The organism is Xanthomonas sp. WHRI 8393, assembly GCF_040203315.1.
Classification (GTDB): domain Bacteria; phylum Pseudomonadota; class Gammaproteobacteria; order Xanthomonadales; family Xanthomonadaceae; genus Xanthomonas; species Xanthomonas arboricola.
The window spans coordinates 241,698-257,297 of the sequence record NZ_JBEGGL010000001.1; the positions used below are offsets into that span (position 1 = coordinate 241,698).

Sequence of the window (15,600 nt, forward strand, 5' to 3'; positions counted from 1 at the left end):
ACCTGCGGCAGTGGCTTGGCCATCGCTGGCCCAAGTCCCGTGCATGCGCACGCTACGCCGCGCCAACGCACTGCATCAACGCACCGCCTGGCGGCGAGCCGCCAGGCAGGTGTCGACGCAGGGTTTACGGCAGGGGCGGGGTTTCCTGCGGGTTGATCTGCGGATCGTTGCCCACCTGGGGATCACAGCTGAACCAGGTCTTCTTGTCCTTCCGGCTTTCGTCCTCGACGATGATGGTCAGGAAGATCAGGGTCGGGACGCTATTGGCATTGGTGACCTGCACGCTGCGGCCGTCGGGGCTGATCGTGGGTTGCCCGATCTGTTTCAAGGCATCGGAACTCAGCAGGCTCCTGATCTTGAAATGCCGGGGGACGACGTCTTCATCGAAGTAATAGAGCAGCGTCGATGCCTTGTCGTGCTTGTCCACAATCAGCAGGTCCGGGGCGAAGCTGTAGAAATACTCGCCGGCACCGGTGTTGCCGCCGAATCCCACCCGCGCCACCGTAAGCTTGATCTTGAAGTCCGTCATGAGCTGTCCTGTTCCTTGAAAAGCGGGGCATAGAGGGAGACGAATCCCGGGTGGCGGTAGCCCGCGTGATACAGCCATCCGAGCTGTTGCGTAACGGCGCTGCGCTGGCCCAGATGCACCTGTGCGCGAATCCAGGGGTCCAGCAGGTTCTTGTCGCGGCTGTTGCCGATGTCCTTGCCCAACACCGCCACCGCGCGCTGCCACGCCGCGCGTGCGCCGGCCGCGTCGCCGGCGGCGGCCTGTTGTTCGCCCTGCCAGACCAGCGCCTGGGCCAGGGCCGCCAGGCCGAGCAGATCGTCGGGCCTGGCGCGGTGCAGGGCATCCAGTTGCGCAACGATCGGCGCCAAGCCATCGGCGTGGTTGCCCGCACGCGTGCGCTGCACGCGCTCAAGGCGCAGCGCGATGATGGCGTCCAGCCATTGCCACTCCGGCAGCGGTTGCGCCTGTGTCAGCAACCCGGCCATGGTCTGGCGGGCGCGCTCGAGGTGCCGCACCGCCAGTTCGGGCTGCCCGTCCAGCGCGGCCATCCAGCCAACCTGGGCGTCGGCATGCGCCAGATCGCGGCGCCAGGCGACATTGTCCGGCTGCAAGGCCACCAGCGCCTGCAGCATGCGCAGGCTGTCCTGCGCATCGGTCTGCGCCTGGTGCAGCTGGCCGCGCGCCAGTGCCAGGTTGGAGACGCGGATCAGCGAGCCGGCCAGACGCCTGCGCCAGGCATGCGCGTCGGGATCGTGGTCGACCAGCGTGCGCAGCATGGCGATCTGCTCGCGGTAACCCTGCTCGGCGGGGGCCAGCGAGCCCTGCATTTCCTGCGTCAGACTCAGCCAGGACAGGCTGTCGACCAGTTCGTAGCGCAGCGCTGCGTTGTCCGGCGTGCGCGCCAGCAACTGGCGCTTGAGGGCGATCGAGCGTGCAAACAAGCCGATTGCCGCACCGGTCCGTCCCTGTTCCTTGGCCAGCGTGCCGAGGTTGTTGAGGGCGTAGGACAGTTCCAGTTGCCAGTGCGGATCCTGCGGCGCGGCGCGCACCAGGTGTTCGCAGGCGGCCAGGTACTGCGACCAGTAGCGCTGCGCCACAGGCAACTGCTTGCTCCGGTAGGCAAGATCGCCCAGCCAATACGCGGTCTGCCCGGTTTCGGCATGCGCCTCCAGGGACGCCGGCGCACGCGCACGCGCCTGCTCGGCAGTGGCGGCGGCACGCGTGAATGCCGCCTGCGCCTCGTCCAGCTTGCCCTGGTTCATCAGCACCTCGCCGGTGGTGCGCAGCGCACGGGCGTGGTTGATCAGATCGCCTGGCTGCATGCTCGCGCTGGGCAGGTCTTCCAGATAGCGCAGCGCGCGGCTGCCTACGCTGTCGAGCAGCTTGAGGTTGCCCACGGTGCGCAGTTGTTCGGCCAGGTCGCCCAGCATGTAGCTCACCAGTTGCTGCGCCTGGTCGCGCCGTTGTTCGGCCACCTGCTGCGCTTGCCGCGCTTGCCAACCCAGCAGCATCGAGGCGCTTGCCAGCACCACCAGCAAGGTTGCCGCCGCTGCGTACAGGCCGCGGCGTCGCCGTTGCGAGCGCTCGCAGGCATGCAGGAACGCGTGATCCAGCGCATCCAGATCCTGCGGCATGCGCCGCGCCGCCTCGCGCGCTTCGCTCAACGGGCGGCCGCTGTTGAGCAGGTGATCGCTGCGCCGGCCTTCGGCAGCCCAGCGCTGTGCGGCAAGCTGCAGCCGCTTGCGTGCCTGCAGCAGACGGCGGTTTTCGTGGATCCACTCGGCCGCGCGCGGCCATTGCCGCAGCAAGGCCTCGTGCGCAACCGCAAACCCCGGCTCGCCGGCCACCAGCTCGCTGACGAACAGGCGCGCCTGCACGAAGGCATCCACCACCACGCGCGCTGCGCCATGCGCCGGCAGGGCCGACCACAGCGCACGCCGCGCGGTCACCGCATCGCTGTCGGGATGGATCACGCTCAGCAAGCTCAGCACCTCGCCCAATGCCGCCTGTGCGGCAGCCGGCAGGGCACGGAAGGTGTGTTCGGCATGGTGCGCCAATGCGCCTTCCAGCCCGCCCAATGCGCGGTAGGCGGCAAAGGTCAGCAGCCCGTCGTCGCTGCGTTGCGCGTGCAAGGCATGCAACAGATGCTGCAGCAACGGCAAGGCATCGGGCTGGCGCGCGGTGGCATCGCGCAGCACATCGTCCAGCCGGCTGGCGCTGTCGCGGTCCTCTTCGAAACGCAGCCCGGCCATGGCCGCCGGCACGCGGATGATCTGGCCGATCTCGCCATCGCGCGGCGCCAGCAGATCCACGTGCCCGTCGCCGCGTTTGAGTTCGACGATCTGCGGCAATGCGTCGATCAGGCGCGGGTAGAAATCGCTGCGGGTGAGCATCAGCACCGCCACCTGCGCGCTGCTGCACAGTGCCTGCAAGGCCGCGGCCAGTGCGGCGCGGTCGGCATCGGTGATCCCGGGCGTGGCCACCAGCGCTTCTGCGTGGTCGATCACCAGCAGCAGATGGCGCTGGGTCTGCGCGCTGTCGCGTGCTGGTGCGCGTTGACGCATCGCCTCGCCAATGGCCGCATGCAGCGGGGCAGGGCGCTGCAGCCACTCGGGCAACGCGGCCATCTGCGCCGGCGAAAACACCGCGCGCCCGCCGGCTGTCCAGTCGCCGAGTGCGCGCGCCAGCGTGTCGAGCACATCGCCGCCACGGCATTGCGCCAGGTTGCAATACGCCACCGCAATGGCTTCCAGGCCATCCAGGCCGCCGGGCTGCGCCAGCAACGGCACCACGCCGGCGCGCAGCAATGAGGTCTTGCCGCAGCCGCTGGCACCGCTCACCAGCACCAGCCCGCGCTGGCTGTGCAATTGCGCGCGCATCGCGCCCAGCACCTGCGCAATCGCATGGCTGCGGCCGAAGAAGACCTCGGCGTGTGCGGGATCGAACGCCTGCAGCCCCACGTACGGGCTGCCGTGTCCCCACACCTGCGTGCCCATCACCGCACCGCGATAATCGTCGGGAAACACCACCTTGGGCAGCAGCCGGTATCCGCGCTTGCGGATGGTTTCGATGTAGCGCGGTTGGCGGCTGTCGTCGCCCAGCTTGCGGCGCAGTTGGGCGATGGTCTTGTGCACCGGATTGTCGCCGTAGAAGCTGCCGTGCCACACCTCGATCAGCAACTGCTCGGCGCTGACCACCTCGCCGGCGCGTTCGGCCAGCGCGATCAGCACTTCCATCATGCGCGGTTCCAGCGCGATGGTCTGGCCGTCGTCGATCAGCGCAAGCCGTTCCGGCTCGACCAGCAAGGGCCCAAGCCGAAACCGCGGGACCGAGCCCAGCTGCGTGACGCGCTCGCTTCGAAGAGACATTCGCTCGGATACCGGTCGCACGGTGGGAGGAGCCTCGACGATCGCCATCAGGCGCGGCCAGGCACGGCACGGCAGGCGCAAAAGTAGCACAGGCGCTGACGCAGGAAATCGATGGTGATCGCCGTTCGTTCGCGTCCGTGCGCGGAAGATGCATGCCCGGTCGTGCGGCATGCCAGGCGCTGCAAGCGGGCTTCACGCAGCGCCATACAGCGGCGTGTGGTGTGCCTCAGGCTGTTTCGCCAGCAGGCCAGCGATTAAGATGCCGCCAGCATCTTGCTGACCAGGAGTCCACGTTGATCATCCATCCCAAAGTGCGCGGCTTCATCTGCACCACCACGCATCCGCTTGGCTGCGAGCGCAATGTGCTCGAGCAGATCGCGGCCACGCGCGCGCGCGGCGTACGCAACGACGGCCCGAAGAAGGTGCTGGTGATCGGCGCATCCAGCGGCTACGGCCTGGCCTCGCGCATCACCGCCGCGTTCGGCTTCGGTGCCGACACGCTCGGCGTGTTCTTCGAAAAACCCGGCAGCCCCAGCAAGGCCGGCACCGCCGGCTGGTACAACTCCGCGGCGTTCGACAAGCACGCCAAGGCGGCGGGCCTGTACAGCAAGTCGATCAACGGCGATGCGTTTTCCGATGCCGCACGCGAGAAGGTCATCGAGCTGATCAAGACCGAGATGGGCGGGCAGGTCGACCTGGTGGTGTATTCGCTGGCCTCGCCGGTGCGCAAGCTGCCGGGCACGGGTGAAGTGAAGCGCTCGGCGCTCAAGCCGATCGGCAACACCTACACCGCCACCGCCATCGACACCAACAAGGACACCATCATCCAGGCCTCGATCGAGCCGGCCAGCGCGCAGGAGATCGAAGACACCGTCACCGTGATGGGCGGGCAGGACTGGGAGCTGTGGATCGACGCGCTGGAAGGCGCCGGTGTGCTCGCCGACGGCGCGCGCAGCGTGGCCTTCAGCTATATCGGCACCGAGATCACCTGGCCGATCTACTGGCACGGCGCGCTGGGCAAGGCCAAGGTCAATCTGGACCACACCGCGCAGCGGTTGAACGCGCGCCTGGCCAAGCGCGGCGGCAGCGCCAACGTGGCGGTGCTCAAGTCGGTGGTCACCCAGGCCAGCGCCGCAATCCCGGTGATGCCGCTGTATATCTCCATGGTCTACAAGATCATGAAGGAAAAGGGCCTGCACGAAGGCACCATCGAGCAGCTCGACCGCCTGTTCCGCGAGCGCCTGTACCGCGAAGACGGCCAGCCCGCCGAGGTGGACGCCGAAAACCGCCTGCGCCTGGACGACTGGGAACTGCGCGACGACGTGCAGGACGCCTGCAAGGCGCTGTGGCCGCAGGTCACCACCGAGAACCTGTTCCAGCTCACCGACTACGCCGGCTACAAGCACGAGTTCCTCAAGCTGTTCGGCTTCGAACGCGACGATGTGGATTACGACGCCGATGTGGAGACGGATGTGAAGTTCGACTGCATCGAGCTGGGCTGAGAGCAGGGATTCGGGAATCGGGATTTGGGATTTGCAAGCGCGGTGGGTGACTGCACCGCTGATCTTCGGCGGATCCAAATGCATTGCGGCAAGGACAATCGGCAATCGATGCCGGTTGCCCTCGCTGTTACGAATCCCCACTCGCCAATCCCAAATCCCCGCCCCCAATGGACAAACTGATCGCCTTTCTGGTGCTGGCCGTTGTAGTCAGCGTGGCCTGTGCCGTGTTGCTGCGCTTCGTCAGGTTGCACTGGTCATTGAAGGCGATCGCCAATCTGTTGATCACCACGGCCGTCGTCTGCGCCGTGGTGATGCGGGACGGCTCTGCACCGCCCTGGAACCACGCCTTGCTGATCACGCTGTTCTTCAGCGTCCCGGCGTCGCTGTGTGTGGTGCTGCTGAGCGCAGGCTTCAAATGGATCACCAACAAACGCCGCAGCCGTGCGCCCGCCTGAAACGCGTGAGCGCAGCGAACAACACCTAGCAAGCACCTGCCCGCTGCCCACGCGCGCATCAGCCCTCAGCGCACCGCGCTCCGTTAGCAACAAGCCTGGACAGAGCGCCGAAAACCAGCGCTCTTAAGCTCTTACGATTCCCCAATCCCGATTCCCGATTCCCAGCGCGTCAGCGCCGCACATCAAACCGCGCATCCCCCACGCAGGCCTGCACATCGGCCACCGAGAGCGGATTGAAATCGCCGGGAATCGAGTGCTTCAGGCAGCCGGCCGCCAGGCCGAAGCGCACCGTGTCGTCCAGCGACCAGCCTTCGATCAGGCCGTGCAGCACGCCGGCGGCAAACGCGTCGCCACCGCCGATGCGGTCGATGATCGGGCTCAGCTCCTCGCTGGGCGCGCGCGCCACCGCACCACTGCGCGGCACCAGCAGTGCGCCCAGGCTGTGGTGGTCCACGTTGTGCGCCACGCGCTGCGTGCACGCCATCAGCTGCAGCTGCGGGAATGCGGCAAAGGCCTGCTGCGCGGCCGCTTCCACACGCGCTTCTAGCGTGTCCTGCGGGAACTCGCCGCCCAGCACCACGCCGATGTCGCGGTAGTCGGCAAAGACCACGTCCGCACAGGCGAACAGCTGGTGCAGGATGCCGCGCGCATCGCCCTGCCAGCGTTGCCATAGCTTGGGCCGGTAATTGCCGTCGAACGAGACCTTGACTCCGGCCGCGCGCGCCGCGCGTGCCGCCGCCAGCGTGGCCTGCGCCACGTCCGCACCCAGGGCCGGGCTGACCCCGGACAGATGCAGCCACTGCACCCCGTCCAGCAGGGCCGGCCAGTCGTAGGCGTCGGCCGGGGCCAGCGCAAACGCCGAGTCGGCGCGGTCGTAGACCACTTCGCTGGGGCGGTGGATCGCGCCGGTGGTCAGGAAGTACAGCCCCATGCGCCCATCCACCCGCCGCACATGCCGCGTGTCCACGTCATGGCGGCGCAACTCGCCCAGCACCGCCGCACCCAGCGGGTTGTCCGCCACCGTGCTGACCATGGCCACGTCATGGCCGAAATGCGCCAGCGACACGCCGACATTGGCCTCGGCCCCACCGCAATGCACGTCCAGCCGCGGCTGCTGCAGCAGCAGCTCGTGACCAGGCGCCCCCAGGCGCAGCAACAACTCTCCAAAGCACAGGATACGGGCACGACTCATGCGGCAATTACCTCGGCTGTATGGTGCGTCACGGTGTGGGGGAACCGTCGCGCGTCAGGATGACCATCGGTGTCATTCTAGCCGGCGCCAAACGCGCCGGGCGAGGCCCATGATGCGACGCGCAGTGACCGCTTGCACCCCTTTTGGGCAAATTTGGTGACGTTTTCTGCTGCGCTGCAAGATGTTACGGGAGGATTCAGCTGGTAACGTCGTTTTGACCAGCGGTGTCATTGCCGCTCACAACCAGACTTTCATGTTGTTCATGGACCCTTGGGAGGGGAGGACATGCAATTTCGGACCACCAGCCGGAAGACACCGGTTACCTTGCTGGCGTTGTCGATCGGCCTTGCGCTGAGCGGCCACCTGGCAGCACAAGAAACCACCCAAGCGCCCGCAGAACCGGCCGTCGACCTGGACACCGTCACGGTGACCGGCTATCGCGCCTCGGTGGAAAAGGCCCTGGACATCAAGCGCGGCGAAGCCGGCGTGGTCGATGCGATTGTCGCCGAGGACATCGGCAAGTTCCCCGACCTCAACCTGGCCGAGTCGCTGCAGCGCATCCCCGGCGTGGTGATCACCCGTGAGGCCGGCGAAGGCCGCGCCATCTCGGTGCGTGGCCTGGGCCCGGAGTTCACCCGGGTGCGCATCAACGGCATGGAAGCGCTCACCACCGTCGGTGCCGGCGACCAGAGCGGCGGCACCAACCGCGGCCGCGGCTTCGACTTCAACGTGTTCGCCTCGGACCTGTTCTCGCAGCTGATCGCGCGCAAGACCGCCTCGGCCGATGTGGAAGAAGGCTCGCTTGGCGCCACCGTCGACCTGCGCACCGCGCGCCCGTTCGACTACAACGGCTTCACCTTCGCCGCCAGCGGCCAGGCCGCCTACAACGCCATGGCCGAGAAGGCCAACCCGCGCGTGGCCGCGCTGATCGCCAACACCTGGGCCGACAACACCTTCGGTGCCCTGCTGTCGGTGGCCTACACCGAGCGCGAGGTGCTGGAAGAAGGCGCCAACACCGGCCGCTGGGCCAACGGCCCCAGCAACGGCAACTTCAGTGCCGCCTCGCCGTACGCCGCGGCGCGCTCGGCCGATGTCTACCACCCGCGCTTCCCGCGCTACACCCAGCAGATCCACGACCAGGAACGCCTGGGCGTCACCGGCTCGCTGCAGTGGAAGCCCACCGACCGCACCACGCTGTCGCTGGACGCGCTGTATTCCAAGATCGACGCCAAGCGCGACGAGCACTACATCGAAGCGATCTCCTTCAGCCGCAACCGCGACGGGCTCACCCCGCGCCGGCCGGAGCGCGACGGCAAGCCGGGCACCATCGTGCGCAACGGCGAGATCCGCAACAACGCGCTGGTCTATGGCGAGTTCGACAATGTCGATATCCGCTCGGAAAACCGCCACGACGAGTGGAACACCAAGTTCACCCAGGTCAGCCTGGACCTGGAGCATCGTTTCAACGACGACTTCAGCATCAATGCCCGGGTCGGCACCTCGCGCTCTGCGCACGAGAACCCGGTGCAGACCACCATCATCATGGACAAGTACGACGTCGACGGGTACAGCTACGACTACCGCGGCAACAGCCGCGCGCCGGTGCTGAACTACGGCATCGACCCGACCAACCCCGCCGGTTGGGAACTGGCCGAAATCCGTCTGCGTCCGCAGTCGGTGGACAACGACTTCGACACCGGCCAGATCGACTTCAACTGGAACATCAGCCCCGGCTTCCGCCTCAAGGGCGGCGTGCTGGCCAAAAACTACAGCTTCAGCACGGTCGAGCTGCGCCGCGCCAACGAACTGTCGGTGCCCACCTTCGCCAACGGCAGCACCATCGTGCCGGCCGATCTGACCGAACAGGCCGGACTCAAGGGCATCAACGGCAGCCCGTCCAGCTGGGTGGTGCCCAACCTGGATGCGGTGGCCGACCTGTTCGGCATCTACAGCAACAGCGGCACCTTCGCCGTGGCGCCGCGCGTCAACAACAGCCGCAGCGTCGAGGAAAAGGACCGCGGCGTCTGGTTGATGGGCGAGTTCTCCACCGACCTGGGTTCCATCCCGCTGTCGGGCAACTTCGGCGTGCGCTATGTGCGCACCGAGCAGGAGTCCACCGGCTATGCGCTGATCAACAACGCACCGGCGCTGACCACCGTGGGCCGCAAGTACAACAACACGCTGCCCTCGTTCAACCTGGTCGCCGAGCTGGCTCCGGACCTGCTGCTGCGCCTGGGCGCGGCCAAGGTCATGAGCCGCCCGGGCCTGGGCAGCCTCACCCCCGGCGTGACCGTGGCGGTGGCCGGTGGTGCGCGCACCGTGGCCGGCGGCAACCCGGACCTGGACCCGATCGAAGCCACCAACGTCGACCTCGGCCTGGAGTGGTACTTCAACGAAGGCGCCATGCTCGGTGTCGGCCTGTTCTATAAGGACATCGAGAGCTTCATCCAGACCGCGCGCGAAGTGCGTCCGTACTCCAGCAGCGGCCTGCCGGCCTCGTTGCTGGAGGGCACTGGCGCCACCGTCAACGACGACTTCGCCTTCAGCATCCCGCTCAATACCCCGGGCGGCGAATTGAAGGGCGTGGAAGCCAACTACACCCAGCCCTTCACCTTCCTGCCGGGCAAGTGGGCCAACCTGGGCGTGCAGCTCAACTACACCTGGGTCGATTCGCAGATCCAGTACCTGGCCAGCAGCGGCGCACCGGTGATGAAGAACGACCTGCTCGGGCTGTCGCGCTCGTCGTGGAATGCCACGCTGTTCTACGAAGGCGACTCCTTCGCCGGGCGCGTGTCGGCCACCAACCGCGACGACTACCTCACCCAGGCACCGGGTGCGGAAACCGGCTTCAACGTCGACGGCGTGCACGGCATGACCGGCACCACCATCCTCGACGCCTCGCTGCGCTACAAGATCAGCAAGCAGCTGGAGCTGAGCCTGGAAGGCATCAACCTCACCAACGAAGCCTCCGACGAATGGGTGTCCTCGCCGCGGACCGGCCAGCTGCCGCTGCAGTACGCCGAAACCGGCCGCCAGTACCTGCTGGGCCTGCGCTACAAGTTCTGACCCGCTGTCTGCCCGCTGCGCACACGCGCAGCGGGCCCCGATCCGACGCCTGATCGCTGCGCATGCGTTGCCGTTGCTGCACGCATGCAACGCGGTGGGCGTGATGTTGGAAGCGTCAGGCACCACGCAGCGGACAGTCGCCTGACGGCTGCGCAGCGGTGCTGCCGGTCGCTCATGTCGACGCCGGTGGCCCGTGGGGAGGCTGAGCGCGTCATTGCAGCCAGTGCCATTGGAGTGAGTGCATCATGCAAGCCCGTTTGCGTCGTCCCGCCGCCGAGGCAGGCGTCCGCCTTTCCGCCGCACGTCTGTCGGTGGCCATCGTCCTGGCCTTGCACGGTGTGAGCGCTGCCGCGCAAACCGTCGGCCCACCGGCCACGCCCACCGATGCGGTGGACCTGGACCGCGTGCAGGTCAAGGCCACCTACCGCGAAAGCCTGCAGCAATCGCTGGATGCCAAGCGCTACAGCGTGGAGCAGGTGGATGCCATCTATGCCGAAGACATCGGCAAGTTTCCCGATCTGAACCTGGCCGAATCGATGCAGCGCATCGCCGGCGTCTCCATCGACCGCGAGGGCGGCGAGGGCAAGCAGATCTCCGTGCGCGGTTTGGGTTCGGACTTCACCCGCGTGCGCATCAACGGGCTGGAAGCGCTGGCCACCGCCGGCAGCGGCAGCGATGGCGTCAACCGCAGCCGCGGTTTCGACTTCAATACCTTTGCCTCCGAACTCTTCAGCCGCGTCACCATCAGCAAGACCCAGTCGGCGCAGATGGACGAAGGCTCATTGGGTGCCACGGTCGATCTGCGCGGCTCGCGCCCGTTCGACTTCGACGGCTTCGAAGCGGCCGCGTCCACGCAATACGGCTACAACGATCTCTCGCGCGAAAAGGACCCGCGCTTTTCCGGCCTGATCAGCAACATCTGGGCCGATGGCCGCGTTGGCGCGCTGATGTCGGTGTCCTATAGCGAGCGCCACCTGCGCGAAGAGGGCTACAACCCGGTGCGCTGGGAGCACGGCAATTACCGCAACTCCAACCAGAGCACCGCCACCAGCAACGGCACCTACGGCTTCTGTTCGCCGGTGGGCTACAACCCGCAGACCCCGCGCAACCCGTTGTCCAATGAAACGCGCGCCGGGGTCGGCTCGCAGGCCAACCAGGACCGCAACAATGGCTGGGGCAGCTACGGCATCAGCGCCACCAACTGCGGCACCGGCATCGCGCGCCCGGCCAATACGCCGGAGAACATCCAGGCCTACGAAACCGCCACCAACGCCTGGATTCCGCGCTACCCGCGCTACATCCGCACCGACCACGAGATCAAGCGCCTGGGCGTCACCGGCGCGCTGCAGTTCAAGGTCAGCGACGACACCCTGCTGAACTTCGACATGCTGTATTCCAAGCTGGACAAGGACCAGCGCGAAGACTCGGTCGGCGCCAACCTGCACCGCACCGCCAACTTCGGCGGCAAGACCCAGATCGCCGTGCGCGAGGCGCAGGTGGACGACCAGAACCGCCTCACCTACGGCGTGTTCGACAACGTCGACTTCCGCACCGAATCCAGCAACATCGAAGAATCCACCGAGTTCAAGCAGTTCAGCCTGGACCTGCAGCACCGCTTCAACGACCAGGTGCGCGTCAATGCATTGGTCGGCCACTCGACCTCGGACTACGAACGCCCCGAGTTTTCGATGGTGAGTTTCGACAACACCAACCTGGACGGCTTCGTGCTGGACCGGCGCGGTGGCGGCGATTACCCCAGCATGAGTTTCCCCTTCGATGCGGGCAACCCGAATAACTGGCAGTGGTTGGGCTACGGCGCAGTGCCGGTCAACAGCAACGGCACCGCGCGCGGCACCAACATCAGCGAGGTGCGGCTCAACCCACAGTCGGTGGGCAACACCTTCGATACCGCCAAGGTGGATCTGGAATTCAACATCAGCCCCACCTTCACCTTCCGCACCGGGCTGGCCTACAAGAACTACGACATGGACACGTCGGAGTCGCGCAACATTTCCTACGGGCGACTGGCGCAGGCACTGCCGGCCGGTGTGGGCGTGGGCGATTTGAGCACCAACCTGGACGGCTTCGGCCGCAGCTTGAACGGCAGCTTCCCCACCACCTGGGTGATTCCGGATTTCCAGAAGGTCGCCGACCTGCTCAACATCAATTGCGACTGCGACACCGGCGTGCCCGGTGGCGACTACCGCCTGGCCGATGTCGGCCACTTCGGCTCGTCCAACAACAATTTCGCCGTCAACGAAAAGAGCCTGGGCACCTACCTGCAACTCGATTTCAATACCGACCTGTGGGGCCGCGCGCTGCGCGGCAACCTGGGCGTGCGCTATGTGCAGACGCAGATCGCCGCCAGCGGTTATGCGCCGTGCACGGCCACCGCGGCCGGTGCGATTTCGCCCAACTGCCAGTCGTTCTTCGGCGTGGCCAGCGCCACCGCCGCGGCCGGCGAGCGCCTGCTGGTGCCCACCACCGTCAACCACAACTACCGCGACATCCTGCCCTCGTTGAACCTGTCGTGGGATGTTAGCGACGAGGTGGTGCTGCGCTTCGGCGCGGCCAAGACCATGGCGCGCCCCACGCTGGCGTACCTGTCGCCCAGCGTCAGCGGCGGCCCCACCCAGTATTTCGACGACGGGCGCTTTTTCTCGATCAACCTGGGCAACCCCAAGCTCGACCCGTTCCGCTCCACCAACTACGACCTCAGCGCCGAGTGGTATTTCCGCGAAGGCTCGCTGCTGTCGGCGGCGGTGTTCTACAAGGACATCGACAGCTACGTGCAGCGCACCCGCGTGCTCAGCACCTGGGAAGCGATGGGCTACTCGCTGGACCTGCTCCCCGCAGGCTTCACGCCGGACACCATCTTCAACGTGCAGAGCTACTTCAACACGCCCGGTGGCCCGCTCAAGGGCTTCGAGCTGACCTACCAGCAGGCCTTCGATTTCCTGCCCGGCTTCTGGCGCAACTTCGGCGTGCAGCTCAACTACACCCAGGTCGATTCCAAGATCAATTACCTGTTCAGTACCGCCGGCAGCAGCAATACCAGCATCACCACCACCGCCACCGAGCGCGACCTGCTCAACCTCTCGCCGCAGTCCTACAACGCCACCGTCTATTACGACGACGGCCGCTTCAGTGCGCGCGTGTCCACGAGTTATCGCGATGGCTACATCAACAACATCCTCGCCCAGGAAGACGTCTACGACCTGGATGGCAAGCGCCTGGTCACGGCCGACGTGACCGGCAAATACAGCGTGGAAAACGTGGATTTCAACATGTCCTACAAGCTCAACGACCAGCTATCGCTGACCTTCGAGGCCATCAACCTGCTCGACACCCCCGACCGCCGCTACGTCGATTCCACGCTGGAACTGCCCGACAAGTACACCGTCACCGGGCGCCAGTACTACATCGGCGCGCGCTACAAGTTCTGACCAGGAGAGCGACATGCAAGTGCATCGCAGAACCGTCTTACGTCAGTTGGCCGCCACCGCGTTGGTGGCCGTGGCAGGCCTGTGCAGCAACGCCGCCATTGCCGCCGACCCGGTCTACACCGTGGCCAAGCAGGGCAGCGCCGGCTACCGCACCGTGCAGGCCGCCATCGATGCCGCCGTGCAGGGCGGCAAGCGCGCGCAGATCAACATCGGCGCCGGCACCTACCAGGAACTGATCGTGGTGCCGTCCAACGCACCGGCGCTCAAGCTCACCGGTGCCGGCGCCACCCAGACCGTCATCACCTACGACAACTACGCCTCACGCATCAATCCGGCCACCGGCACCGAGTACGGCACCTCCGGCTCGTCCAGCGTCATCATCGCCGGCAACGACTTCACTGCCGAGCAACTGAGCTTCGGCAATCACGCCGGCCCGGTCGGGCAGGCGGTGGCGGTGCGTGTGGATGGCGACCGCGCCGCGTTCCGCAACGTGCGTTTCCTCGGCTACCAGGACACGCTGTACCTGCGCGGCGCCAAGCTGTCCTACTTTCTCGACTGCTATGTCGAAGGCACCGTGGACTTCGTGTTCGGCGCCGGCACCGCGCTGTTCGAAAACGTGCAACTGCACTCGCTGGGCGACGGCTATCTCACCGCCGCCTCCACCCCACAGGAAAGCGCACGCGGCTTCGTGTTCCGCAACGCGCGCGTCACCGCTGCCAGCGGCGTGTCGCGCGTGTTCCTGGGCCGGCCGTGGCGCCCGTATGCCAGCGTCAGCTTCATCGGCAGCCAGCTCGGCGCGCACATCCTGCCCGAGGGCTGGAACAACTGGGGCAACACCGCCAACGAGGCCACCGCCCGCTACAGCGAGTACCAGAGCACCGGCGCCGGCGCCAACCCATCGCGCCGCGTGAAGTGGTCGCGCCAGCTCACTGCTGCGCAAGCCGCCGCGCTGGATCGCAACACCATCCTCGGCACCTGGAGGCCGTTCTGATGCGCAAGCTCACCACCTTCGCCCTCGCCACCGCGCTGCTGCTGGCACCGCTGTCCGCACTGGCCGACAAGATCGCCGACAACATGCTGTTGCTGCAGACCGCCTCCGGCGGTTGGTCCAAGCAATACAAGGGCGTCGCCGTCGACTACAACCGCACCTTCACCGCTGCGGAAATCGCCGAGCTGCAGCAACCCGCGCGCAAGGACGACGCCACCATCGACAACAAGGCCACCACCTACGAGATCGGCTATCTCTCCACGCTCTACAAGACCGAGAAGAACGCCAAGTACGTGGCCGCCGCCAAGCGCGGCGTGGACTATCTGCTCACCGCGCAATACGCCAACGGCGGCTGGCCGCAGTTCTACCCGGACCTTTCGTCCTACCATCACCAGATCACCTACAACGACGACGCGATGGTGCGCGTGCTCAACCTGCTGCAGGACATCAGCGAGGGCAAGGGCGACACCGGTGCGCTGCTGCGTGCCAGCCACGGTGCACGCGCCCGCCAGGCGGTGACCAAGGGACTGGAATGCGTGCTCGCCACCCAGGTCAGGATCGGCGGCACGCTCACCATCTGGGGCGCGCAGTACGACGAGGTCACGCTCAAGCCGGCCAAGGCACGCGCGTATGAGCTGGCGTCGCTGGCCTCCAGCGAGTCGGTCAGCATCGTGCGCTTTCTGATGCGCCAGCCCAACCCGTCCGCGCAGATCAAGACCGCGGTCGAGGCCGCTGCACGCTGGTTCGACACCCACCGCATGCGCGACCTGGCCACCAAGAAGATCGACGACCCCACCCAGGAGACCGGCCAGGACGTGATCCTCGTCGCGCAACCGGGTGCGTCACTATGGGCACGCTTCTACGACCTGCAGAATCAACGCCCGCTCTATGCCAACCGCGACGGCAAGGCCTTGACCGAGTACATGCAGGTGCCCAACGAGCGCCGCGTCGGTTATGCCTGGCACGGCACCTGGCCGGACAAGCTGTTGAAGGACGACATTCCCAAGTGGCGCACCGCCAACGGTCTGTAAGTGCGTCGTCGCCACCGCGTGCAAGCGCGCGGTGGCTGTTTTAC

The 15,600-nt window shown here is 66.5% G+C and carries 9 protein-coding genes; 6 read left to right on the forward strand and 3 right to left on the reverse strand.

Going from position 1 to position 15,600, the window contains the following annotated elements; all coding sequences use genetic code 11:
* Window positions 1-124 precede the first annotated feature (124 nt).
* Both ABQ137_RS01000 and ABQ137_RS01005 read right to left on the reverse strand, forming a co-directional pair.
* Complete coding sequence (locus tag ABQ137_RS01000) at window positions 125-529, reverse strand: hypothetical protein (RefSeq protein WP_245104096.1); 405 nt, start codon at window positions 527-529, stop codon at window positions 125-127.
* Window positions 526-3,876, reverse strand: coding sequence for an nSTAND1 domain-containing NTPase (locus ABQ137_RS01005; RefSeq protein ID WP_349780967.1), 3,351 nt, complete (start codon window positions 3,874-3,876; stop codon window positions 526-528). Before ABQ137_RS01005 ends, ABQ137_RS01000 begins: the two co-directional genes overlap by 4 nt.
* Before the next feature lie 293 nt (window positions 3,877-4,169).
* Between ABQ137_RS01005 and fabV the strand changes: the two genes are divergently transcribed.
* Window positions 4,170-5,378: an enoyl-ACP reductase FabV gene (gene fabV, locus ABQ137_RS01010; RefSeq protein ID WP_349780968.1), complete on the forward strand. Its 1,209-nt coding sequence runs from the start codon at window positions 4,170-4,172 to the stop codon at window positions 5,376-5,378.
* Window positions 5,379-5,545: 167 nt separating this feature from the next.
* Window positions 5,546-5,833: a hypothetical protein gene (locus tag ABQ137_RS01015; protein ID WP_184457682.1), complete on the forward strand. Its 288-nt coding sequence runs from the start codon at window positions 5,546-5,548 to the stop codon at window positions 5,831-5,833.
* Between the two features lie 169 nt (window positions 5,834-6,002).
* Here the strand turns inward: ABQ137_RS01015 and ABQ137_RS01020 are convergent, their stop codons facing one another.
* Window positions 6,003-7,025 (reverse strand): sugar kinase, encoded by a 1,023-nt coding sequence (locus tag ABQ137_RS01020; RefSeq protein WP_039515512.1) that lies wholly within the window; start codon window positions 7,023-7,025, stop codon window positions 6,003-6,005.
* 285 nt (window positions 7,026-7,310) lie between these two features.
* On the opposite strand from ABQ137_RS01020, the gene ABQ137_RS01025 reads away from it, so the two are divergent.
* From ABQ137_RS01025 to pelA, 4 genes are all read left to right on the forward strand, one after another.
* The gene (locus ABQ137_RS01025; RefSeq protein WP_154831170.1) at window positions 7,311-10,091 is read left to right on the forward strand and encodes a TonB-dependent receptor; all 2,781 of its coding nucleotides are present in this window, start codon (window positions 7,311-7,313) and stop codon (window positions 10,089-10,091) included.
* A gap of 245 nt (window positions 10,092-10,336) precedes the next feature.
* A complete protein-coding gene (locus ABQ137_RS01030) occupies window positions 10,337-13,537 on the forward strand; it encodes a TonB-dependent receptor (protein ID WP_349780969.1) in 3,201 nt (1,066 codons plus the stop codon).
* 13 nt (window positions 13,538-13,550) lie between these two features.
* Window positions 13,551-14,528 (forward strand): pectinesterase family protein, encoded by a 978-nt coding sequence (locus tag ABQ137_RS01035; RefSeq protein WP_349780970.1) that lies wholly within the window; start codon window positions 13,551-13,553, stop codon window positions 14,526-14,528.
* Window positions 14,528-15,556, forward strand: coding sequence for a pectate lyase (gene pelA, locus ABQ137_RS01040; RefSeq protein WP_349780971.1), 1,029 nt, complete (start codon window positions 14,528-14,530; stop codon window positions 15,554-15,556). The genes ABQ137_RS01035 and pelA overlap by 1 nt, the downstream gene beginning before the upstream one ends.
* The last annotated feature ends 44 nt before the right edge of the window (window positions 15,557-15,600 follow it).

Excerpts from the sequence above, each read along its gene's own strand:
- ABQ137_RS01000 (WP_245104096.1), bottom strand. The coding sequence starts at position 529 with ATGACGGACTTCAAGATCAAGCTTACGGTGGCGCGGGTGGGATTCGGC.
- ABQ137_RS01005 (WP_349780967.1), bottom strand. The coding sequence starts at position 3,876 with ATGTCTCTTCGAAGCGAGCGCGTCACGCAGCTGGGCTCGGTCCCGCGG.
- ABQ137_RS01015 (WP_184457682.1), top strand. The coding sequence starts at position 5,546 with ATGGACAAACTGATCGCCTTTCTGGTGCTGGCCGTTGTAGTCAGCGTG.
- ABQ137_RS01020 (WP_039515512.1), bottom strand. The coding sequence starts at position 7,025 with ATGAGTCGTGCCCGTATCCTGTGCTTTGGAGAGTTGTTGCTGCGCCTG.
- ABQ137_RS01025 (WP_154831170.1), top strand. The coding sequence starts at position 7,311 with ATGCAATTTCGGACCACCAGCCGGAAGACACCGGTTACCTTGCTGGCG.
- ABQ137_RS01030 (WP_349780969.1), top strand. The coding sequence starts at position 10,337 with ATGCAAGCCCGTTTGCGTCGTCCCGCCGCCGAGGCAGGCGTCCGCCTT.
- ABQ137_RS01035 (WP_349780970.1), top strand. The coding sequence starts at position 13,551 with ATGCAAGTGCATCGCAGAACCGTCTTACGTCAGTTGGCCGCCACCGCG.
- pelA (WP_349780971.1), top strand. The coding sequence starts at position 14,528 with ATGCGCAAGCTCACCACCTTCGCCCTCGCCACCGCGCTGCTGCTGGCA.